Source organism: Winogradskyella sp. SYSU M77433 (assembly GCF_029911945.1).
Lineage (GTDB): Bacteria > Bacteroidota > Bacteroidia > Flavobacteriales > Flavobacteriaceae > Winogradskyella.
The window spans coordinates 138,704-162,426 of the sequence record NZ_JARYTG010000010.1 but is presented as its reverse complement, the minus strand read 5'-3'; the positions used below and the strand labels follow the sequence as shown (position 1 = coordinate 162,426).

Annotated in this window: 22 protein-coding genes; 9 read left to right on the top strand and 13 right to left on the bottom strand. The window is 32.9% G+C overall.

From position 1 onward, the window contains the following. Positions 1-3 precede the first annotated feature (3 nt). From QGM60_RS17690 to QGM60_RS17680, 3 genes are all read left to right on the top strand, one after another. The gene (locus QGM60_RS17690; RefSeq protein ID WP_281141583.1) at positions 4-1,653 is read left to right on the top strand and encodes a pyruvate dehydrogenase complex dihydrolipoamide acetyltransferase; all 1,650 of its coding nucleotides are present in this window, start codon (positions 4-6) and stop codon (positions 1,651-1,653) included. Between the two features lie 105 nt (positions 1,654-1,758). Next, entirely contained in the window at positions 1,759-2,691 is a 933-nt protein-coding gene (locus QGM60_RS17685) for a M20/M25/M40 family metallo-hydrolase (RefSeq protein WP_281141582.1), read from the top strand. Then, positions 2,684-3,367, top strand: coding sequence for an SDR family oxidoreductase (locus QGM60_RS17680; protein WP_281141581.1), 684 nt, complete (start codon positions 2,684-2,686; stop codon positions 3,365-3,367). The genes QGM60_RS17685 and QGM60_RS17680 overlap by 8 nt, the downstream gene beginning before the upstream one ends. Here the strand turns inward: QGM60_RS17680 and QGM60_RS17675 are convergent. Both QGM60_RS17675 and QGM60_RS17670 read right to left on the bottom strand, forming a co-directional pair. Then, positions 3,364-3,663, bottom strand: coding sequence for a chaperone modulator CbpM (locus tag QGM60_RS17675; protein WP_281141580.1), 300 nt, complete (start codon positions 3,661-3,663; stop codon positions 3,364-3,366). The two genes, QGM60_RS17680 and QGM60_RS17675, sit on opposite strands and share 4 nt — an antisense overlap. 2 nt (positions 3,664-3,665) lie before the next feature. After that, a complete protein-coding gene (locus tag QGM60_RS17670) occupies positions 3,666-4,568 on the bottom strand; it encodes a DnaJ C-terminal domain-containing protein (RefSeq protein ID WP_281141579.1) in 903 nt (300 codons plus the stop codon). A 280-nt stretch (positions 4,569-4,848) separates the two neighbouring features. Here QGM60_RS17670 and QGM60_RS17665 point away from each other — a divergent pair, with 280 nt between their 5' ends. Beyond that, complete coding sequence (locus QGM60_RS17665; RefSeq protein ID WP_281141578.1) at positions 4,849-8,883, top strand: FG-GAP-like repeat-containing protein; 4,035 nt, start codon at positions 4,849-4,851, stop codon at positions 8,881-8,883. Between the two features lie 12 nt (positions 8,884-8,895). On the opposite strand, the gene QGM60_RS17660 is transcribed toward QGM60_RS17665, so the two are convergent. Then, positions 8,896-9,420 (bottom strand): hypothetical protein, encoded by a 525-nt coding sequence (locus QGM60_RS17660; RefSeq protein ID WP_281141577.1) that lies wholly within the window; start codon positions 9,418-9,420, stop codon positions 8,896-8,898. 2 nt (positions 9,421-9,422) lie between these two features. Continuing rightward, positions 9,423-10,322, bottom strand: a complete 900-nt coding sequence (locus QGM60_RS17655) for a hypothetical protein (RefSeq protein ID WP_281141576.1) — start codon at positions 10,320-10,322, stop codon at positions 9,423-9,425. 133 nt (positions 10,323-10,455) lie between these two features. Between QGM60_RS17655 and QGM60_RS17650 the strand changes: the two genes are divergently transcribed. The 4 genes from QGM60_RS17650 (at position 10,456) to QGM60_RS17635 (ending at position 15,336) form a co-directional block, all read left to right on the top strand. After that, complete coding sequence (locus QGM60_RS17650; RefSeq protein WP_281141575.1) at positions 10,456-12,042, top strand: VWA domain-containing protein; 1,587 nt, start codon at positions 10,456-10,458, stop codon at positions 12,040-12,042. 114 nt (positions 12,043-12,156) lie between these two features. Then, positions 12,157-12,753: a SprT-like domain-containing protein gene (locus tag QGM60_RS17645; RefSeq protein WP_281141574.1), complete on the top strand. Its 597-nt coding sequence runs from the start codon at positions 12,157-12,159 to the stop codon at positions 12,751-12,753. A gap of 8 nt (positions 12,754-12,761) precedes the next feature. Further along, positions 12,762-13,844, top strand: coding sequence for a mannose-1-phosphate guanylyltransferase (locus tag QGM60_RS17640; protein WP_281141573.1), 1,083 nt, complete (start codon positions 12,762-12,764; stop codon positions 13,842-13,844). 7 nt (positions 13,845-13,851) lie between these two features. Further along, the gene (locus QGM60_RS17635) at positions 13,852-15,336 is read left to right on the top strand and encodes a DUF389 domain-containing protein (RefSeq protein ID WP_281141572.1); all 1,485 of its coding nucleotides are present in this window, start codon (positions 13,852-13,854) and stop codon (positions 15,334-15,336) included. Here QGM60_RS17635 and QGM60_RS17630 read toward each other — a convergent pair whose 3' ends face one another. Together QGM60_RS17630 and QGM60_RS17625 are read right to left on the bottom strand one after the other, a co-directional pair. Continuing rightward, positions 15,337-16,104, bottom strand: a complete 768-nt coding sequence (locus tag QGM60_RS17630) for an ATP-binding cassette domain-containing protein (RefSeq protein ID WP_281141571.1) — start codon at positions 16,102-16,104, stop codon at positions 15,337-15,339. It abuts the gene before it with no gap. Continuing rightward, on the bottom strand, positions 16,104-16,841 hold the full coding sequence (locus QGM60_RS17625; protein ID WP_281141570.1) for an ABC transporter permease: 738 nt from the start codon (positions 16,839-16,841) through the stop codon (positions 16,104-16,106). The genes QGM60_RS17630 and QGM60_RS17625 overlap by 1 nt, the downstream gene beginning before the upstream one ends. A 113-nt stretch (positions 16,842-16,954) precedes the next feature. Here QGM60_RS17625 and pafA point away from each other — a divergent pair, with 113 nt between their 5' ends. After that, positions 16,955-18,631: an alkaline phosphatase PafA gene (gene pafA / locus QGM60_RS17620; protein ID WP_281141569.1), complete on the top strand. Its 1,677-nt coding sequence runs from the start codon at positions 16,955-16,957 to the stop codon at positions 18,629-18,631. A gap of 49 nt (positions 18,632-18,680) precedes the next feature. Here the strand turns inward: pafA and QGM60_RS17615 are convergent, their stop codons facing one another. From QGM60_RS17615 to QGM60_RS17585, 7 genes are all read right to left on the bottom strand, one after another. Beyond that, positions 18,681-18,890: a hypothetical protein gene (locus QGM60_RS17615; protein WP_281141568.1), complete on the bottom strand. Its 210-nt coding sequence runs from the start codon at positions 18,888-18,890 to the stop codon at positions 18,681-18,683. A 121-nt stretch (positions 18,891-19,011) separates the two neighbouring features. After that, the gene (locus tag QGM60_RS17610) at positions 19,012-19,257 is read right to left on the bottom strand and encodes a hypothetical protein (protein ID WP_281141567.1); all 246 of its coding nucleotides are present in this window, start codon (positions 19,255-19,257) and stop codon (positions 19,012-19,014) included. An 88-nt stretch (positions 19,258-19,345) separates the two neighbouring features. Then, entirely contained in the window at positions 19,346-19,513 is a 168-nt protein-coding gene (locus QGM60_RS17605) for a hypothetical protein (protein WP_281141566.1), read from the bottom strand. A 28-nt stretch (positions 19,514-19,541) separates the two neighbouring features. Continuing rightward, positions 19,542-19,772 (bottom strand): hypothetical protein, encoded by a 231-nt coding sequence (locus QGM60_RS17600; protein ID WP_281141565.1) that lies wholly within the window; start codon positions 19,770-19,772, stop codon positions 19,542-19,544. Between the two features lie 83 nt (positions 19,773-19,855). Continuing rightward, a complete protein-coding gene (locus QGM60_RS17595) occupies positions 19,856-21,151 on the bottom strand; it encodes an HlyD family efflux transporter periplasmic adaptor subunit (protein ID WP_281141564.1) in 1,296 nt (431 codons plus the stop codon). Positions 21,152-21,191: 40 nt separating this feature from the next. After that, entirely contained in the window at positions 21,192-21,383 is a 192-nt protein-coding gene (locus tag QGM60_RS17590) for a hypothetical protein (protein WP_281141563.1), read from the bottom strand. Positions 21,384-21,465: 82 nt separating this feature from the next. Further along, positions 21,466-23,652, bottom strand: coding sequence for a peptidase domain-containing ABC transporter (locus tag QGM60_RS17585; RefSeq protein WP_281141600.1), 2,187 nt, complete (start codon positions 23,650-23,652; stop codon positions 21,466-21,468). Positions 23,653-23,723: the final 71 nt, after the last annotated feature.

Genomic DNA, 23,723 nt, shown 5'->3' with positions numbered 1-23,723 from the left:
GCTATGGCAGAAGTAATAAATATGCCTCGTTTGAGTGACACCATGGAGGAAGGTACTGTTGCAACTTGGTTAAAGAAGGTTGGCGACAAAGTAGAAGAAGGTGATATTTTAGCAGAAATTGAAACTGATAAAGCAACAATGGAGTTTGAGTCTTTCCATGAAGGAACATTATTACATATTGGTGTTCAGGAAGGAGAAACTACTAAAGTAGACGAGCTTTTAGCTATTATTGGTGATGAAGGTGAAGATATTTCAGGCTTGTTAGGTGGAGGTTCTTCAAAAGAAGAAACTAAGTCAGAAGAAAAGGCTGAAGATAAAGAAGAAGAAATAACTGAAGATGATTCTACAGAGAGTAGCTCAGAAGAATTGCCTGATGGTGTAACTGTTGTGACTATGCCACGCCTAAGTGACACCATGGAAGAAGGAACCGTTGCAACTTGGTTAAAGAAAGTTGGTGATGAGGTAGAAGAAGGTGATATTCTTGCTGAGATTGAAACTGATAAAGCTACTATGGAGTTTGAGTCTTTTCAATCCGGAACGTTATTGCATATTGGTTTAGAAGAAGGTCAGTCAGCAAAAGTTGATGCTTTACTAGCTATTATTGGTCCTGAAGGAACGGATGTTTCTGGTGTGGCTAAGAATTTCACTGCAGGAGGTGGTTCAACGGCTAAAAAAGAAGAAAAGAAAGAAACAAAATCTGAGTCTAAAAAAGAAACACCTAAGGCAGAAACTAAAAAGACAGAAGAAAAGAAAGAGGAAGTAAAATCTTCAAGTTCAGATTCTGGAAGAATATTTGTATCTCCTTTAGCTAAAAAAATGGCAGAGGAAAAAGGTATTAAACTTTCTGATGTTAACGGTTCAGGTGAAAATGGACGTATAGTAAAAAGAGATATAGAGAATTATAAATCGAGTCCAAAAGCTGAGACGTCTGCTGCTGCTGCAACTGTTACTAACTTTGCTATTGCAGGGGAAGAAAGTACAGAAGAGGTTAAAAATTCCTCGATGAGAAAAGCTATTGCTAAATCTCTTGGTAACTCTAAGTTTAGTGCACCTCATTTCTACTTAAACATTGAAGTAGATATGGATAACGCTATGGCTTCTCGTAAGACTATAAATGAATTACCAGATACAAAAGTATCTTTCAACGATATGGTGGTGAAGGCCTGTGCTATGGCATTGGTTAAGCATCCTCAAGTTAATACAACTTGGGCAGACGATGTAACTAAGTATCACAAACACATCCATGTTGGTGTAGCAGTGGCTGTAGATGAAGGTTTAGTTGTACCTGTAATAAAACATACCAATGCATTAAGCTTAACTCAAATAGGTGGTGCAGTACGTGATTTAGCTGGTAAAGCAAGAAACAAAAAGATTAAGCCAGATGAAATGACAGGTAGTACATTTACAGTGTCTAACCTTGGAATGTTTGGTATTGAAAGTTTTACTTCAATCATTAACCAACCTAACTCAGCTATTTTATCTGTTGGTGCAATAGTTCAAAAGCCTGTGGTTAAAGATGGTCAGATAGTTGTTGGTAACACAATGATGCTAACGTTAGCTTGTGACCACAGAACAGTAGATGGTGCTGTAGGTGCTCAATTTTTACAAACATTGAAAAGCTATATTGAGAATCCTGTAACAATGCTTGCTTAATGCATATTGTTGCTAATCAAAATAGATTTCAATAATCATAAACTAATCCTGATTTGATAATTTACAAATCAGGATTTTTTATATTTAAACTTTAACCAAAGTCATATGAAAAAATTTTTATTCATTGTTGTTATAGTACTATGCTATTCGTGCTCTTCTAATAAAATCACTGAAGCTTCCATAAAAAAAAGTATGGAATATTTAGCCTCTGATGAGCTACAAGGACGTGCTACAGGAAGTGAAGGCATAGAAAAAGCCGCTGTATATATTGAAGATTACTTCAAGAGCAATAATATTAAGCCTTATTTTGAAACTTATAGAGATTCCTTTCAATTAGGTGAGATAACAGGGTGTAATATTGTGGGTGTTATAGAGGGTAATGATCCTAAATTAAAAGACGAATACGTTATTCTTGGTGGTCACTATGACCATATAGGAAAAGGGAAAACTGTAGAAGGAGACAGTATTGCAAATGGTGCAAATGATGATGCTTCGGGTACTATTGCAGCGATGGAATTTGCGCGTTATTTCGCAAAGTCAAAATCCAACAAGCGTAGTATTTTAATCACGCTTTATTCGGCAGAAGAAATGGGACTTAAAGGTTCTGCTCATTTGGCAAAACGGTTAAAAGATGAAGGGTTAAATGCCTATACCATGATTAATTTTGAAATGATTGGTGTACCACGAGCTAAAGGAGAGTCTATGGCTTACATGAGCGGTTATGATATGTCTAATTTTGCGCAGATACTTAATGCGTATGCTGGTGAAGAGGTTGTTGGTTTCTTTCCAAAAGCAAAAGAGTTCAAACTATTTTATAGATCTGATAACTTTCCGTTTTATCAAGAATTAAACATACCGGCTCATGCGATTTCAACCTTTGATTTTACGAATTTTGATTATTACCATCATGTTGATGACGAAGCGGATAAAATGGATTATGTTCATATGAAAAGTTTCATGGATAAAATGATTCCAGCTTTGGAAGGTATGGTTAACGCAGAAACAAAAGAAGTCGTTTTAAAGGAAAAGGATGAGTAAAAATATAATTGTAACAGGGACCAGTAGAGGAATAGGTTTTGAATTGGTACATTTGTTAGCCAATCAAGGTCATAATGTTTTAGCACTATCAAGAAATGCTAAACCAGTTTCTAACCTTCAATTTGATAACATTTCGTCTTTTGCTTTTGATTTATGTGAAAAAGGTGACTATGAAAAGGTAACTGAATTCATAAAGCAAGAATGGACGCAAGTTGATGTGTTGATTAACAATGCAGGCGCTTTACTCAACAAACCGTTTGCAGAAACCACTTTTGAAGATTTTGAATATGTCTATAAAACCAATGTTTTTGGCGTCTCAGAAATGACTAGGCTTGTTTTGCCTTTTATGAAAGCTGATGGACATGTGGTAACGATTAGTTCTATGGGAGGTATTCAAGGGAGTATGAAATTTCCGGGTTTAGCAGCATACAGTTCTAGTAAAGGAGCGGTAATTACCCTTACCGAATTACTGGCAGAAGAGTATAAAGCGTCTGGTCCTCAATTTAACGTTCTAGCTCTTGGAGCTGTGCAAACAGAAATGCTTGAAGAAGCATTTCCTGGATATGAAGCACCAACAACAGCTAAGGACATAGCAAAATATATTTCTGATTTTGCACTTACAGGAAATAAATATTATAACGGTAAGGTTTTGCAGGTGTCTAATTCTACACCTTAAAAATGATCTTCATAACGTCTTAATCTATTTTTTGTAGAAATGAGTTCAGACTGAAGTTGATCTATTTTATTCAGTAAGTTGAATACGGTATCAATACCCTCAAAGTTGAGATTTAAATCACGATGGAGGCGTATCATTTTTTCAACATCAGCAATATAATCTTGATGAATACAATATGTTTTTTCAACAGAAAGTATTTCTATAAGTCCGTTGTCATTTAGCCCATTAAAAAAAGACATCTCTATTTGATGATGAGCACATAAATCTGGTAGTGAAATATAATTTTTATCTTTCATAACTATTTCAATTTTGCTAATTCTTCAAAGAGTTCTTTTTCTCTTTCGGTTAACTTTTTAGGAAGTTCTACTTTGTAGGTTATATAAAGATCTCCAAATTCTCCATCCTTTTTATATATAGGAAAGCCTTTACCTTTGAGCTTAACTTTTGTGCCGTTTTGAGTTAGTGGTTTTACATTGAGTTTAGCTTTGCCATCAAATGTGTCAATAGTGACTTCACCACCTAAAATCGCGTCATAAAGACTAAGGTTTACAGTTTTGTAAAGATTAGAACCATCACGTTTAAAATCTGTCGTATTTACAATATTAAACTCGATATAAAGGTCACCATTTGGACCTCCATTAATGCCTTCACCACCTTTTCCATTTATTTTTATGATTTGTCCATTACTAACTCCAGCTGGTATGGTTAATCTAATGTTTTTTCCATTTACAGTAAGGACTCTTTTTTGGGATGTATAAACATCTCTAAGGTCAAGTTGTAATTGTGCATTAAAGTCTTGGCCTCTGAATTTTACATTACCACCTCTGCTTCTTCCAGAAAAACCACCACCAAACATAGATTCAAAAAAGTCGGAATGATCACCATCTCCAAAGCCTTCAAAAGTTGAATAATCGGTATATTGTCTTTGTTGTTGGGATTGACGTTGCTGTTTTTGCGCTTCTTCATAAGCTTCACCATGTTGCCAATGCTCTCCGTATTTGTCATATTTTTTTCGGTTCTCGTCATTGCTAAGAACCTCATTAGCCTCATTGACTTGTTTAAATTTTAATTCGGCTTCCTTGTCGTTCGGATTTAAATCTGGATGATATCTTCTAGCTAATTTTCTGTAAGCTTTTTTAATTTCATCCTTGGATGCATTTTTATCAATACCAAGTATTTTGTAATAATCAATAAAAGCCATGATAGTAAATTTTCTGTGTTTTCAGACCTGTAGAAATCTCTTACTAAGTTACGCAATATTTAGTCTATTTTCAAGTGTGTTTTTATATTTGTATGAAAACTTTGTGTTTGCTTTAAGTTTTGTTTTTTCTTTTTAATATTAAGTTTTTTTCAATAAAAGAGGCTATTTAATTTTTATTTCACTTTAAATAAGTTAAAAAAACGAAAATAAATTGATTTTAATTTTAGTTAATAAAACGTTAAAACGAATTTTATATATTTAAAGTAAAATAGCATTTTTTATGATTGAAAAATTACTCAAAACTAAATATGTATTGCTTCTTTTTTCTTTGTATGTAATAAGTAATAATTACGTTTCTGCTCAGACTTTTGAACGTGTTGAAAATATTGTTGGTTTAGGAATTTTAGAGGAGAACAATGGTGTAGCTGTTGCAGATTATGATGGTGATAATGACTTAGATATTTTTGTTGTAGCAAAAGCAAAAGATAATACCGGAAGTCCGAAAACATTAAGCAGATTATTTAGAAATAATAACGATGGATCTTTTACTGATGTAACTGAGTTTGCAGGTTTTCAGGATCTATTGACCCAAGAAGAAGGAGGGAATCCTTATTTAGGTTTAGATGGGCATAAAAACGGAGCCTTTTGGGGAGATTACAACAATGATGGTTTTCCTGATTTATTACTCACATATTCCCTGAAAGTACAATTGTGGAGAAATTTAGGCAATGGAACATTTGCAAATATTACTTCAATTTCAGGTCTAGATACTGTTAACAGCTGTTTAAATACTGGTGCTACTTGGTTTGATTATGATAATGATGGTTTACTGGATATTTATATAAATGATTGGGCCGGATGTGGCAGTAACAGACTTTTTAAGAATAATGGTAATAATACATTTACCGATGTTACTGTTACTACAGGAATTCAACAAGCCTCTAATTACGGTAGCTATACGGCATTACCTTTTGATTTTAATGAAGATGGATATATCGACTTGTATGTTACTAATAATGCACAAGACTCAAACAGTCTATATATTAATAACAATGGAACTTCATTTTCTGATCAGGCACAATTGTATGGTTTAGATACCGCAGGAGAGGATAAAGGCATTTCAATTTCGGATTATAATAATGATGGTTTTTTTGACTTTTTTGTCTCTGATGAGAATAACAATTTTTTCTTAGAAAATAATGGTGACAATACCTTTGCGGATTCTGCGAACGACTTGGGTATAGGTAACTCGCAGTCATCCTGGGGAACGCTTTTTTCTGATTTTGATTTAGATGGAGATGAAGATTTATTAGTGTTGAATGGTAATTTCTACGGTTCGTCTTCACAAACAAATTATTATTATAAAAACCTAACTATTGAAGGTCAGGAGATTTTTGAAGATAATTCACTAACATCTATACTAGGTGAAACAGCAATTAGTGTTACCGCTGTAGATTTTGATTATGATAACGATGGAGATAAGGATGTAATAGTTACAAATAGTGACGGTTCTATATTCTTTTATGAAAACAAATTATTGAATTTTGATGATGCTGTCACTTCCAAAAATTGGTTCAAAATTAAGTTAGAAGGAACTACTTCTAATAGAGATGCTATCGGAACTATAATCACTTTGACCACTTCAAACGGTACTTTAAAGCGCTATTATCCAGGTGTTGGTTTTTTAAGTCAAAACTTAAACGGAGTTCACTTTGGGTTAGATAACGCTTCACAAATATTGAGTTTAGAAATTAAATGGCCTTCAGGATTGATTGAGACTTTTAATAATTTAGATGTTAATGCCACAATAAAAGCAACTGAGGGTTCAGGTTATGAAATTTTAAATATCATTCCAAGTCAAAAAATATATGGCTGTACAGATCCAATTTCTTGTAATTATAATCCAGACGCAACATTAGATGATGGCTCATGTAGTTATATAGATTCTCAGACCATAGTAGGAAATGTATCATCATCTTTTCTCAGTACAGAAACTTACAGTTATGCTATAGGTACAGAATCTACAGCATCTTGGCAAGTTACTGGAGGTGAAATTATGAGTGGTCAAGATACAGGACAAATAACAGTAAAATGGGCCATAGAGGAAATGGGACATATTTCAGTTACTGAATCTAATGACACTTGTTCTAGTTTACCAGTTTCTATTGATGTAAGTTTAGGTGCAGATAATCTTCCGACAAATGTTTCTGTGGCAAGATTATGGAATGAAGCTTTGCTAGAGTCTATAAGAGGTGACTTTGCAAGACCTACTGTCCATGCTAGAAACTTATTTCATTCAAGTGTAGCAATGTATGATATTTGGGCAATTTATGATGATGTTGCCAGTCCATATTTAATGGGGAATTCAGTTCATGGTTTTTCAAGCGCATTGGCCGATTTTATACCTTCAGAATCTGTAGTTGCCTCACAAGAAAAAGCAATAAGTTATGCCATGTATCGTCTACTGTCTTATCGCTTTCAAAATGCACCACAAGCAGCATCATTGCAAGTTTTGTACGACTTGCTTATGGATGAATTGGGTTATGATATAAATGACACCTCCTTATTATACGATTCTGGCAATGCAGCAGCTTTAGGAAACTATGTAGCTCAAACTATAATCGATTATGGACTTCAGGATGGTTCTAGAGAATCAACTGGCTATGATAATGATTATTATGCACCTATAAATACTCCTCTTGCTTTAGATGTAAATGATAATACACCTATGACAGATCCAAATAGATGGCAGCCTTTGGCTTTTGAGGTTTTTATTGATCAGTCAGGGAATGTTATTGATGGAAATATACCTGGCTTTCTAAGTCCTGAATGGGGAAATGTCCTTCCTTTTGCTTTAACAGATGAAGATAAAGTAACCTATGAAAGAGATGGTGATTTTTACAATGTATATCATGATCCTTCTTCACCACCTCGGATAAGTCTAATCGATAATAATGATTCTAGTGATGCATATAAATGGGGGTTTTCTATGGTTTCTATTTGGCAATCGCATTTAGATCCTACAGATGGAGTAATGTGGGATATATCACCAAATTCTTTTGGTAATGTGGATATTAGTAATTTTCCAACAACCTATTTAGACTTTCCTAGTTTTTACAACTTTTTTGATGGAGGTGCTATGAGTAATGGTCATACAGTAAATCCCATAACCGGAAACCCGTATGAAGTGAATATGGTGCCAAGGGGTGATTACGGAAGGGTATTAGCTGAATTTTGGGCGGATGGACCACATTCTGAAACTCCACCAGGACATTGGTTTACAATATTAAACTATGTCAATGATCATCCGCAATTTGAAAGACGTTTTCAAGGTGAAGGAGATGAATTAGACCCGCTTGAATGGGATGTAAAAGCCTATTTTATCCTTGGTGGTGGTATGCATGATTCGGCTATTTCAGCATGGAGCGTAAAAGGTTGGTACGATTATATTAGACCTATTTCTGCAATTAGGTCTATGGCTTTACGTGGACAAAGTACCGATAATACCTTGAGTAATTATCATGTGGGAGGTATTGAACTCATTGAAAATTATATTGAAGTCGTAGAAGCTGGAGATCCTTTAGCTGGGTTTGCAAACCAACACGTAGGCAAAATAAAATTATACACATGGAAAGGGCACGATTATATCGGAAATACCGAAACAGATATGGCTGGTGTAGGTTGGATTTTAGCTGAAAATTGGTTTCCTTACCAAAGGCCTACATTTGTTACACCCCCTTTTGCAGGCTATGTTTCAGGGCATTCAACATATTCAAGAGCTGCATCAGAATTGATGACAATGATGACAGGAAGCGAATATTTTCCTGGAGGTTTAGGTGAGTTTGTGGCTAGAAAAAATGAATTTTTAGTTTTTGAGGAAGGACCATCCGTAGATGTAGTTTTACAATGGGCAACTTATAAAGACGCTTCAGATCAAACGAGTTTAAGCCGTATTTGGGGTGGAATTCATCCACCAGCAGATGATATTCCAGGAAGATTTATTGGTCATGAAGTTGCAACAGAGGTGTTTGATTTTGCTGTGCCTTATTTTGAAGGTTCGTTAAGTATAGAAGATTTTGAAGTTTCAAATCATAAAATTTATCCTAATCCAACTCAAGATAAGGAAGTGTATGTAACCAATACTAATATCTCAGATGTGATTAGTGTATTTGATTTAAGAGGGAGACAAATAAATGTTTCTACCAGTTTTGATAGTGTCAATAATACTACCAGAATTAAATTTAGCTCTTCTCAATCTGGAATTTATCTTTTGAGGGTAAATAGTTATTCAGAAATGATAGTGGTTAAGAACTAGATTTGAGGTTTTCTATTCTTTGGAAAATTGAATCTTATTAGAAATTAAAGTTTCATCATCTACTTTAATCTGTTTTTTAGTTATAATCGCATAGATGGTGTCTGTTGTTTTTGAGTTGTCAGATACCTTATTATAAGAAAGCTTTAGTTTTTGAGTACTATCATTAACAAAAACAGCCTTGCCTATAGGTTTTATATTTTTTATGATGAAAAAATCATCGGTTTTATATTTGTTGATGGAGTCGTTAGTGAAGTTTTTTAATTGTTCAGCGACTTCATTGTTAAACTCGGGATGCTCGCTTTGTAAGGCTAATAAGTCGTAGAAGTCTTGTAATTTTTGGTTGATAAGCTGATTATTAAACTCATATTCTGCATCAATAACATATTCTTCTAAAGCCTCGACTTCTTCTGAAGCTTCTACTTCTTCCGTTGCAAATACATCATAGCTTTCACTTTTTGCTTTTTTTGTTTCCATGGCACATGCAACAAAAAGCATACTTACTATAAATAATGTGATATGTTTTAGCTTTAAATTCATATCTAATTAATTATAAATTTTAGCTTAACAATCTTTCCTTCTATTTCCTTTTTCTCTAAAATTTTCATCCCTTTTAAGCTTCGGGTTGGTATTGTTAATTTCTGAATAAATTCTTGTTTAGAGTAAATTTCTACAAAATCACTATTCTCAAAAAACTGATATATTTCGGCATTATCACTAAAAATAGTATTCAGTTTTTCTCTATGCTTTTTCCATTCTTTAATGTTTTTGTTGGTATAGTAATTAAGCATTAAAGCATAATCATCAGTTTTTAGTTTTATAATTTTGTTCTTACCAGAATTGTGTTTTCTTACAATAGTGTCCGTTTTATAATAAGGTGATTCAACAATAAACTTTATTTCCTTTTCATCAGTTTCGTAATTAAAACAACCCAAAGAATCTGTGTGCTGATGTATTGGAGATTGTCCGTTTTTTAAAACTTTAATATTTAAAATAGTGCTTTTTATAGGTTCATTTTTTATTGAATCGTAAAAACAGAATTCATAATTGTAGCTAGTGTTAATGATAGAAAAAGCAAGCAATGCACATGGCACTATTAAAAGTATCCACAGATACTTTGAGAAAGCTTTTTTGTGAGTCTTAATTTGCGTTGAGGTTTTATGATGTGCTTTAAAATCATTCCAGTTTTGATAGCCAACATAATTGCTAAGTAGGTTGAGCATGTCGATTCTGGGTAATTTTTTGGCTTCATTCTTTATATAAGTATAAAACCATTTTTCGCTAACTCTTGCTTTTACTTTACTAAATAAATCTTCCTGAAAGGCAACAATATCATCTCCTTTCCAGTCTTCAATTATTTTAGAAGCACTATTGTTTTCCAAAAACTTTGAAGCTATAGCCAGTTTCAACTGGGAAAAAATATGTTGTTCTTCTAAATTCAAAATTAATTTAAGAGGTTAAAAACCAGTTGTATATAGGTTGTAAACTGTTTACAAAAGATATACAAGTGTTTTTCAAAAGATAGGTGTTAACGAATTATAGGTTTGCTCTTATAACGATTAAAAATATAAAATTATGAAGGCAAAATCATCTAAATCTCTAATTAAATTATCAGTAGTATTGTCAATACTATTGTTAAGCAACGCATGCGAAGTACATTCGGGTAAAGCAAAAAGTGACATGTACGAAATTGAAGCAGTAGAATTATATGAAGCTACTGATGAAGAAGTTGTTTTAGAACATAACACAGAAGAATACGATCGTATCTACGAAAACGACTTTAAAAATGCAATTCAGAATCCTTTATCCACATTTTCAATAGATGTAGATAATGCATCTTATAGTAATGTAAGACGTTTTTTATCTAACAATCAACTACCGCCAAAAGATGCTGTGAGAGTAGAAGAGATGATTAACTATTTTAATTACGATTATCCACAACCTAAAGATAAGCATCCCTTTTCCTTTTCTAATGAAGTTACAGATTGTCCGTGGAACACTAAGCATAAGTTGGTACATATTGGACTGCAAGGAAAATCATTAAACTACGATGATTTAAAACCAAGTAATTTGGTATTCCTAATTGATGCATCTGGCTCTATGAGCGACAACAATAAATTGCCATTGCTAAAGAAAGCTTTAAAGTTGCTAATTAATGAACTAAATGATAACGATAGAATCGCTATTGTTGCTTATGCTGGTTCGGCAGGTGTTGTTCTGCCATCTACCAAAGTTTCAAACAAAGAAGAAATTATTGAAGCTTTAGATAGGATTGAGTCTGGCGGTTCTACGGCTGGTGGTCAAGGCATTCAGTTAGCTTATAAAATTGCAAAGGAGAATCTATTTAAAGATGGAAATAATAGAGTCATCTTAGCAACAGATGGCGATTTTAATGTTGGAGTTTCCTCAAGTTCAGAATTGGTGAGATTGATAGAAGAAAAACGAAAAGAAGACATCTTTTTAACGATATGTGGTTTCGGAATGGGAAATTATAAGGATGGTAGAATGGAGCAAATTAGTAATGCAGGAAATGGAAATTACTTTTACATAGACAATATTAAAGAAGCCAAAAAAGTGTTTTCTACAGAGATGAGAGCCAATATGTTTACTATAGCTAAGGATGTAAAAATTCAAATTGAATTTAATCCCAATCAAGTAAAAGCATACCGATTAATTGGTTACGAAAACAGAGTAATGAATAATGAAGACTTTAACGATGATAAAAAGGATGCAGGTGAGTTAGGTGCAGGTCATACAGTGACAGCATTGTATGAAGTTGTACCAGTAAATTCAGAAGATTCTGTAAAGAAGCATGATGATTTAAAATATCAAAAAACAGAAATAGTAAATGCTTCAGAAAATGATGAAATGCTGACCATTAAATTCAGATATAAAAAGCCTAAAGAGGATAAGAGTTTATTAATAACAAAAACTATTATAGATAATGGCTTGAAGCTGGAATCAACATCAGATAATTTTAGATTTTCTTCAGCTGTTGCAGGTTTAGGGCTTTTGTTAAGAGATTCAAAATATAAAGGAGATATGACTTATGAACTCGCTAAAAAACTAGCAGTTGGCTCAAAAGGAAAGGATGCAAACGGTTACAGAAGTGAATTTGTAAGCATGATAGAGACCGCAGAATTACTTTCTGAAAAACTGTAAGAATAAAACCAGGAAAATATCATTCTATCAAAATTGAAAAAGCACTTCTCTAAAAAGGAGTGCTTTTTGTTTTATAGATTTCATAAAAGCATTAAATCAATTATTTTTGTGCTAATGCAAACAAAGCTTTTAGAATTCATTCCTATCGAAGCTCAGTCAATGGTTAATAATCTATTGGCTGTTGATAATCTTACTGTTAAGATAAAAAGTGAACGAAAAACCAGACATGGTGATTACAGGGAATTACCAAATGGTGAACATCAAATTACGGTAAACTCAAACTTAAATCCGTACCGTTTTTTAATTACACTGATTCACGAGATAGCCCATTTTGAAGCTTATAAAAAGTACGGAAGGTTCATAAAACCCCATGGTAAGGAATGGAAGCATACTTTTCAGTATTTAATGTTGCCATTTTTACACCCTGAAATTTTTCCCTTGGAAATATTACCGCTTTTAGCTAGGCATTTTAAAAATCCAAAAGCTTCTAGTGATACAGATACGCATCTCGCCTTGGCTCTTAAGCAATTTGACGAACCAAGCGATAAAACTTACGTATTTGAAATACCTTTAGGGCAAAGTTTTAAGCTCTATAACGGGCGAGTTTTTAAAAAAGGAAACAAAAGAAGAAAACGTATAGAATGTGTTGAGGTTAAAACAGGAAAGTTATATTTGTTCAGCCCTAATGCAGAAGTAGAATTAATAGATTAACTACTAATATGAAAAATAAAAATTATTACGCCATACTAATGGCAGGTGGAGTAGGTTCGAGATTTTGGCCTGTGAGTACGCAGGATTTTCCTAAGCAATTTCATGATATGTTGGGAACAGGCGAAACTTTAATTCAAAAAACGTTCAACCGTTTAGCAAACCTTATTCCCGAAGAAAATATTTTTATTTTAACCAATGAGCGTTACAATGATTTGGTTTTTGAACAATTACCGAGTGTTACAAAGCGTCAGGTGGTACTTGAACCTGCAATGCGTAATACAGCACCATGTATTTTATATGCGGCGTTAAAAATTCAGAAAGAAAATGAAGATGCGGTAATGATTGTGGCACCAAGTGATCATTGGATTGAAGATGAGCAATCGTTTTCAGACAATGTCCAAGTGGCTTTTGATTTTTGTGAATCCAACGATGCGCTGATGACTTTAGGCATAAAACCTACGTTTCCAAACACAGGTTATGGTTACATTGAGTATGATAAGGAGGCGCAAGACAATATTAAGCCAGTTAATCAATTTAGAGAAAAGCCAGATTACGAAACGGCAAAATTGTTTATAGATCAAGGCAATTTCTTATGGAATGCAGGAATTTTTATGTGGAGTGCAAAATCTGTCATTTCAGCTTTTAAAAATAACCAACCGGAATTATTTCAATTGTTCGAAAATGGTATTAGTTCTTATAATACAGAAGCTGAAGATGTATTTATATTAGAAAATTATCCTAAGGCAGAGAATATATCGGTTGACTACGCTATTATGGAAAAGAGTAAAAATGTCTATGTTATACCAGCAACGTTTGATTGGAATGATCTTGGAACGTGGGGAAGTCTTTACGATAAACTTGATAAGGATAGTAGCGAAAATGCAGTGGTGAATTCAAAAACTTTACTTGAAGATGCTTCAGGTAATATGATCAGATCTAAAAAAGGTAAGGTAGTCGTTGTTGATGGATTAAATGATTACATTATTGTAGATAAAGACGAAGTTTTACTTATCTTTCCTAAACAAAAAGAACAAGATATTAAAAAAGTGCTCCAAAATGTTAAAGACACTTTTGGAGAGTCTTATGGTTAATTAATTCATGGAAGAAAACAAATTCAATTTCTCTGAGGATGAAAATTCGCAGATGACCAATGAGATGAACAAAGAAAATACCGTTGAAGAAAAAAAAGAAGCGGTAAAGAAGGATGCTCAGGGTTTATTTACAAGTGTAAAAACTTTTCTAAGTGAATTACTAGACTTTAGAGAAGATACAGATAGAGATGCTACTATCGCAGCCATAAAAGCGGATATTCCTTTTAAGGGAGCCACAGCTTGGATTTTGGTATGTTCTATTTTTGTGGCATCAATTGGTCTTAATGCAAATTCAACAGCAGTAGTTATTGGAGCCATGTTAATTTCACCACTAATGGGACCAATTTTAGGTGTGGGTTTATCTATCGCTATTAATGATATTGATACATTAAAACGGTCACTGATAAACTTGGCTATAATGATTGGTCTAAGTTTATTAACCGCATTTTTATTCTTTAGATTTTTCCCTTTAAGTGAGGATACCTCTGAGCTTTTAGGAAGGGTGAAGCCTGATATACGTGATGTGTTAATTGCATTTTTTGGTGGGTTAGCATTGATTATAGCACGTACTAAAAAAGGAACAATTGCTTCGGTAATTTTTGGTGTGGCTATTGCTACAGCATTAATGCCTCCACTTTGTACGGCTGGTTATGGGTTAGCCAAGGCAAATTGGGAGTACTTTGGTCAGGCTATGTATTTATTTACAATTAACACTATTTTTATTGCTCTAGCGACATTTTTAGTGTTGAAGATTTTACGTTTCCCAATGCTTAAGTATGCAAACTCTAAAAAGCGTAAGCGTATTGCAAGGTTAGCTTCTTTAATTGCTATTATAGTAATGATCCCAGCATCTTTCACATTTTTCGATGTGTATAGAGAAAGTACTTTTAATAGAGATGCAAGCCGATTTATTGATGAAGAACTAGGGGCACTGCCACATGCTGAGTATATAAAAAATAATGCTTATCCAGAGTATAGTCATGATAGTATATCTACAATTACCTTAAATACGTTTGGTTTAGATGAAATTCCAGAATCAACAGAACGTGTGTTGCAAAGTAGAATGACTAATTATAGTTCTTTGAAAAATGCGAAATTGATTGTAAATCAAAATAGACTTAAAAATTTGGATAACCTTCGCTATATGGAAGAATTACGTTCTAGGGATTCATTGGATTTAATGAGTCAACAGCAAAAGATTACTTATCTAGAAAGTAAACTAAAAGGTTTATCTAGATTGGAAAAAGATCAGATTCCTTTTGGTGAGCTTATTAAGGAGCTAAAGATAAATTACGAAAAATTAGAAAGTATTTCTTATGCCAATGAGGTCACTTCAAATATGAAATCTATCGATACAATGAAAGTATTTAGTGTCAAATGGATAGATTCAGTATCTACAGTAGAATCAAAAGCAAGTGATACAAAAAAACTTAGATTATTTTTGAAAGAAAGGTTGGATTTAGATACGCTTAATGTAATCGTCAGAAATTAATTATTCATTCTCTTCAAGATACATTCTGCGTACTTTTTTGAATAACTCCGAAGAATAAACAAAATCAGTTACAGCTTTGTTTTCGGTTTTGAAGATATTGTCTTTAGAACCTTCCCATTCTTTGAGACCATCTTTAAGAAAGACAATCTTTTCACCAATTTCCATTACAGAATTCATGTCGTGTGAGTTGATTACTGTTGTAATTTGATATTCGTCTGTAATTTCTTGAATAAGGTTGTCAATTACTATAGATGTTCTAGGATCTAAACCCGAATTGGGTTCATCACAAAACAAATATTTAGGCTTATTTACAATAGCTCTGGCTATAGCAACACGCTTTTGCATTCCACCAGAAGCTTCACTTGGCATTTTTTTATGAGCATCAGGTAAGTTAACACGTTTTAAAACAAAGTCAGCTCTATCTTCCATTTCACTTTTACTTTGTTTAGTAAACATTCTTAGTGGAAACATTACATTCTCAGCTATGGTCATAGAGTCAAACAACGCACTACCTTGAAAAACCATACCTATTTCAGATCTTAAATCTCTTCTTTCGTCATGGTCTAGGTTTTTGAAAATTCGTCCTTCATAAGAAATAGTGCCTTCTTCATAATCAAAAAGGCCAAGTAGACATTTTAAAAATACTGTTTTCCCGGAACCACTTTGTCCAATGATGAGGTTGGTTTTTCCTTTTTCAAAAGTTGTAGTAATTCCTTTTAAAATATGGGCTTCACCAAAAGATTTATGTAAATTTTTTACTTCAATCATTAGCCTAACATTATACTGGTTAATAAATAGTTCACAAGGATGATTACTACACTAGTCCAAACAAATGCTGTTGTACTGGCTTTACCAACTTCTAAAGCACCACCTTTCATAAAGTAACCATAATAGGAAGGTATGGTAGCTAGTATAAAGGCAAAAACCATAGTTTTTATAAAAGCATAAGCCATATGAAAAGGAATAAAATCATTTTGAATTCCGTAAATGTAATCTTCAAAAGTTCCGTAACCACCATAAACACAAGCAGCCAAACCACCAAGAACACCTAAGAACATTGCGATTGAAATTACAAAAGGGTATAGTGTCAAGGCAATAAACTTAGGAAATACCAAATAGTTTATAGCATTAATTCCCATAACCTCAAGCGCATCAATCTGTTCTGTGACTCGCATGGTTCCGATACTAGAGGTAATAAAAGAGCCAACTTTACCAGCCATAATAATAGAGATAAAAGTAGGAGCAAATTCAAGAATTATTGATTGACGCGTAGCAAAACCAACCAGATATTTTGGTATTAACGGATTGCTAATGTTAAGTGAGGTTTGTATAGCTACAACACCACCAACAAAAAAGGCTATAAAAGCCACAATACCAAGTGATCCGATAATAAGATCATCAATATCTTTAAGGATTAAATTTTTCATCACAGACCATTTGGTTGGTTTGCGAAAAATGTCTTTAATCATTATAAAATAAGCGCCAATATTATGAAGGTACTTCATGTAAGAATTTCTTATTGCTAAAGTATAAAAAAAGATGTGTTTATTAATATTAATTTAAATTTAAGATGGTCTGAAATCCGTATTTTTGGACTTTAAAAGACACCTAACTTCAAATGAAAAAAATACTTTCTATAGTAGCAATTTCAATAGCTTGCTATTCGTGCTCTGCACAAAATACTCAAAACACTTCGGTTCAGGAAATTAATGATGTTACAAACGAGCGACCAAAATTGGTTGTAGGTATTGTAGTAGATCAAATGCGATATGATTATCTAACTCGTTTCGAAAATCAGTTTGGTGAAGGTGGTTTCAAACGTATGATTAATGAAGGTTTTAATTGTAAAAACAATCATTTTAATTATGTGCCAACTTATACAGGACCAGGTCATACTTCGGTTTATACAGGTACGACACCAAAGTATCATGGTATTATTTCTAATAATTGGTATGATAAAGAAATTAAAGAATCGGTTTATTGCGCTCAAGACGATTCTGTTGCGTCTGTAGGAACAGAGCATTCTGCAGGAAAAATGTCTCCACATAGAATGTTAACAACAAGTGTCGCAGACGAGAACAGATTATTTACGCAAATGCGAGGAAAAACTATAGGTATAGCTATAAAGGATAGAGGAGCTATTTTACCTGCAGGTCATACAGCTAATGCAGCTTATTGGTTTCATGGAAAAGATGAAGGAGTTTGGATAACAAGTACATTTTACAGAAATGATTTACCGCAATGGGTGAAAGATTTTAATGATTCTGATACAGTTGAATCTTATTTAAAAGTTTGGGATACCTACAGACCAATTGAGACATATATTGAAAGTGGAAGTGATCTTAATGATTTTGAACGTGGATTTAATGGTAAAGAAACAGCAACATTTCCTTACGATTTGGCAGCTTTAAAAGATGAAAATGGTGGTTTTGATGTTTTAAAAGCAACAGCTTACGGCAACAGTTTAACTACAGACTTTGCAATAGCAGCTATTAAAGGAGAGGCTCTGGGGAAAGATAACGATACCGATGTGTTAACAGTTAGTTTTTCTAGCACAGATTATGTAGGGCACAACTTTGGTGTTAACTCCAAAGAAGTAGAAGATACTTATATAAGACTAGATAAGGACTTAGAGCGTTTATTCAATTATTTAGATAAAAATGTTGGTAAAGGAGAATATACGGTATTTTTAACTGCGGATCATGGTGCTGTTGATGTTCCTGCATATTTAGAGTCGGTAAAAATTCCGGCAGGTTATTTAGATTATAATTCTAGAAAAGAAAAATTCAATAAGTTTTTGACTGATACTTATGGAACTACAGACATTGTTGAAAATATAAGTAATAATCAAGTCTTTTTGAATAAAGCAAAACTTAAAGAGTTGAATTTAGATCTACATGAAGTAGAACAAGCTCTGGTAGATGAGCAAATCAGTTATTCAAACATCGCAAAGGTGTATACTGCAACAGCAATGAATAGTACAGATTTTACTACTGGAATAGAAGCGTTATTGCAAAATGGTTACAACCAAAAGCGTTCAGGTGATGTGATAATTGTCGATGATATAGCACATATAGCTTATAGTAAAAAAGGGTCTACGCATGGTAGTGGACTTAACTACGACACACATGTACCATTATTGTTTTTTGGAAAAGGAATTAAGCATGGCGAAACGGTAGATAAAACGGTTATACCAGATATAGCACCAACAATTTCAGCTTTATTAGGTATAAGTTTTCCTAACGGAGCTACAGGACAGCCTTTGGGAATTGTATTAAGACATACTAAAAAATGAAAAAAGAATGGGGTGCTAAAACAAGTAAGCACCCCATCATAAATGTAAATTAGTAATAGCAATAACCATCTGATCCACAAGTTCCGTGTACTGCTGGTGGAGCCATATATCTACAATCCATATCGTCAGAACAGCATCCATATGGGCTGTTATAGCAATCCCGAGGGTCATTTTTGTCTTTAATAACATCATCACCACCAAAAACTTGTTTTTGTTCGTTTCTGTTTAAGGGTTTTCCTAAATTCAATAAATTTTTCATAATTAAAATATTTAAAAGTTTATAAGCCTTGATCATTTAAGGACATTCAAGGTTTATGTCCATTCTTTGCGAGAGAATGTTTTTTCTTAATTCATAATCTTTTTTATGCTTACTAAAGAATTTAATCACATACACACATGCCGGTAATCAAATTATCTGGGTGTCCAGGTATAAAAGTAAAAGGAGTACATGTGGCTCCGCTAGGACAAACATCATCACCGCCGTCTAATGCACATGACATAGTATTTGATATGCTTGGATCACATGGTGGTGCTGGATCCCATTCAAAATCTCTTTCAAGCCCCCCAAAAACTTGTTTTTGTTCAGATTTGTTCAGGGTCTTACCTAACTTTAATAATTTTTTCATAATTAAAATATTTAAAAGTTTATAAGCCTTGATCGTTTAAGGACATTCAAGGTTTATGTCCATTCTTTGCGAGAGAATATAATTTTGTTTAATAACAAGGTACAATATGTGGCAACCTACAATCACCAACATAAATTTTTGTTCCGTCAGAGCATGTGTAATAGCCGTCAACACAACCATTACCATTGGCTCCTCCGTTTATATTTCGTTGCTCTAATTTGTTTAGAGTTTTTCCTAGATTTAATAGATTTTTCATAATAAGATTTTATTTCTTTTATTTAATATCATCCGAAACAACACTGGTTATTTTGCAATGTGCCATTAGAGCATGTAATACCATATGTTGGGAAGTAAGTACTGCATTGTCCTCCATCTTGAGGGTCATCAGGATTGATAATAACGTTAGATGGTGGATAACATCGATTAAGGTTTTCACAACCTACAAATGCACCTCCATTTACAGATTGTTGTTCTGTTTTACTTAAAACTTTGCCTAAGATTTTTAAATTTTTCATAATTAAAAATGTTTAAAAATTAAATTAATCTTGGTCATTTAAAGACGTCCAAGTTTACGTCTATTCTTCGCGAGAGAATATTTTTAGGTATCGAACACATTTTTCAATTGATAAAAAAAGCGTTCTATTAATCTTAAATCTTCTGTTATAATTTCAGCTGAGCCTCGCATCTCAAATTTGAAGGGTATTTCTCTATTGTAGGATGTTATCAATTTACTTGGTAGTGCAACGACAACATTATAAAAACCATCTTCATTAGTTAATAAAGAGATAGACTCAACAGTCCCTTTTAATAAGCCAAATTCATTATCAGGGTAATTTTCTAATTTAATATTTACAGTTTGCCCTTCTTTTATTTTGCCTGAGTTTTGTGCTGGAGTTTTTAGTTTTGCTATATATGATGAGTTTTGTGCTGGGATTATCGTAAAAAGTAAATCTCCTTGGTTTACAGATTGATTTTTTGTCCATAGTTTGGAAAAAGCTACTTTTCCATTAATATTTGAAATTAAGGCATACTTCATTTCCCAGTCTCGTATAGCTCGCTTAAGTTGATTGAAAGACTGTATCACATTTTTAAGCATACTAATCTCATCCTTTCTCTTTTGTATAGACGTGCTTACTTCACTGGTGTTGGTATTTGTTATTGCTTCTTTAATTTGTGATATTGAAGCGTCTATATTAGCAAAATTGCGTTTGGCTTGTAAATAGCTTAATTCTTTAGATTCTAAAGTTTGTTTAGATATAACTCCTTTTTCAAAAAGGTGTTCTTGTCTTTCAAAGTCCTTTTTTTGGAACTCGAGTTCGACTTTGTTGATCTCTTTTTGAGATAACAAGGTGTTTAGCCTAGACTTAAGCTGTATTTTAGAATATTTATTACCTTGTTGTTCATTTTCGTAAGGGTTATATTCTTTGTTTAGCTGATACTGTATGTAATTATTTTCAAATAGTGCATATTCCGTATCTATTTCTCCGAGGAATAAAACTGGAAGTTCTTCAAGTGGAAAATTAAAATTTTTGGTGTTAATTTTGGTTGAATCAATAATAGACTTTAATAGTTTTATATGCTCAAAATTTGCTGTGTTTTCTAGGATTGCGATTATTTCATTTTCCTTAATTGAAGCATTGTTTTTTATGAGTATACTATCCAATCTACCAGAAACTTGAGCGTACTTTTTTTGAGGAGGTAATTTTGAAGTAATTTCAGCCTCAGTACTGATTATATCAGGATATTTTATAAACCAAGAAAGTGTAAAAAACATGATTATAAAGATTAGTATAAGCATGTTTCCATAGCGGATCATCCAATTAGGAACAGCTTCTAATAGTTCTTGAACATGTTCGCTTCTTAAGTCTATATTATTATTTTGTCTTTGTGGCATAGTATGTTTAAGAGGCAGTTTTAAACTGCCTCTTTTTTAATTAAAAGCAATATCCATAACAACAAATCTCATGCATCTCACAGCTTAGTCCTGTGTCACCTCCACATTCAAACTGCTCGTCAGGATCATATTTTTTTAATTTTGGTGGTGGACATCCATTGTTATTACCTCCGTTAATCATTCTTTGTTCAGCTTTGTTTAAAGCTTTTCCTAGATTCAATAAATTTTTCATAATAAAAATTTTTAAAAATTAAATTAATCTTGGTCATTTAAAGACGTCCAAGTTTACGTCTACTCCTCGCGAAAGAATATTTTTATTTACCTAATTCTAATTGGTTTTTAACTAGGTTATAATAGTTTCCTTTATTATTAATTAACTCATCATGAGTTCCTATTTCTACAACTTTACCTTGGTCTAAAACCACAATCTGATGTGCGTTTTTTACGGTACTTAATCTATGTGCAATTACAATAGCAGTTTTATCTTCGAAAAAGTGATTTAGTTTTTCCATAATGGTCTTTTCATTGTTGGCATCTAAAGCAGAAGTTGCTTCATCAAAAAACAAAAATTTAGGATTTTTATAAACAGATCTAGCAATGAGTAGTCGTTGTTTTTGACCTGTACTCAGTCCTTTTCCTTCACTACCGATTTTGGTGTTAAAGTTTAAGGGCAGCTCTTCTATGTAATCGGAAATATTTGCTACATCTATAGCATGTTTGAGACGGTCAATATCGATATAGTCTTCACCAACAGCAATATTGTTTGCAATAGTATCGTTGAATATATATCCTTCTTGCATTACCACACCACAGTTTGCCCTCCATGTTTTTTGTGAAACATTGTTTAGATTAAATTTTCCTAAATAAATTTCCCCTTTATCAATATTGTAAAAACGTAGTAGTAATTTCATCAATGTGGTTTTACCGCTACCGCTAATACCTACAATGGCTGTTGTTTTATTTGCAGGTATAGTTAGAGAAAGGTCTTTGATTACTGGTTCTAATTCACCAGTATATCTAAAGGTTACATTTTTTAAAGTTATATCTGTGTTTTCTGGGATTTTGGTGATTTTGTGATCTTCTGGTTTTTCCTCGTCATCCATATTATGAATCTCACCTAATCGTTCTATGGAAATTTTAGCATCTTGCACTTCCCTCATAAAGTTTATAAGTTGTACAATAGGCGCGTTAAGCTGACCTACCATATAACTTATAGCCATCATCATACCTAGTGTTATGTTACCGTCTATTACTAATGTTGCTGAAAGTATGGTAATAAAAATGTTTTTAAGCTCGTTTATTAAATTTGAACCTACACTTTGAGTCTGTTCTAAAGCTAAGTTTTTAGATGCTATTTTAAATAGTTTTGCTTGAACGTACTCCCAGTTCCAACGCATGCGTTTTTCGGCATTATGCAGTTTTATTTCCTGCATACCATTTATCAGTTCTATAACCTTACTTTGTTCTTCACTGACTTGAGAAAACCGTTTATAATCAAGTTCTTTTCTTTTTTTAAAGAAAAATAATACCCAACCTATATACAAAACACTTCCGATAAAAAAGACTCCAAAAATTTGAAGACTATAAAAAGCTAAAATGAAGCTGAAAACAATTAGATTGAAGAATGAAAAAATGATTGTTAGGGATGACGTTGTAAGTATACGTTCTATACGTTTATGGTCATTAATACGCTGTAGTAAGTCACCTGTCATTTTTACATCAAAGTAAGAAATAGGTAATTTCATTAACTTAATGAAAAAGTCAGAAATTAAAGAGATATTAATCCTAGTACTCAAATGCAGTAGTATCCAACTTCTGATAATCTCTAAAGAGGCTTTGCCAACAAAAAGAGCTAATTGAGCTAATAGAATTAAATAAACAAAATTTAAATCTTGGTTTTGAATACCAATATCAACTATACTTTGAGTTAAGAAGGGTAGAATTAGTTGTAGCAAGCTACCGGCAATTAAACCTATTATAAGTTGAATAATGAATTTCTTGTACTTGAATAAATATTTAAATATAAAACTGAAACCAAATTTTTCATCGTCATCAAACTCTGTTTGATAAAATTTAGGGGTCGGTTGTATCATTAAGGCAATGCCTTCTTCTGTATTTTTTTCAGCATTATTACCTATCCAATGTTTTAAAAAATCTTTTTCATTGTAGTTAATTAATCCATGTGCAGGGTCGGAAATATAATAGGTGTCCTTTTTAATTTTGTATAATACCACATAGTGGTTGTTATTCCAATGTATTATACATGGCAAAGGAGCCTTTTGTATTTTTGTTAGTGAGGTTTGTAATCCTAATGTATGAAAACCTATGGATTCAGCAGCATCGCTTAAACCTAACAAGCTACTTCCTTCTCTAGTGGTTTCGCTTAAAGTCCTTAATTCTTGAGTGTTAATGGTTTTTCCGTAGTGTTTGGCAACAATCTTGATACAAGTTGGTCCACAATCTTTTGCTTCAGTTTGTCTATATGAAGGGAATTTTTTAATCAATTGAGTATATTTGCGTGAATATTTTTAGGTGTATACAGTTTACGTCTATTCTTCGCGAGAGAGAAATA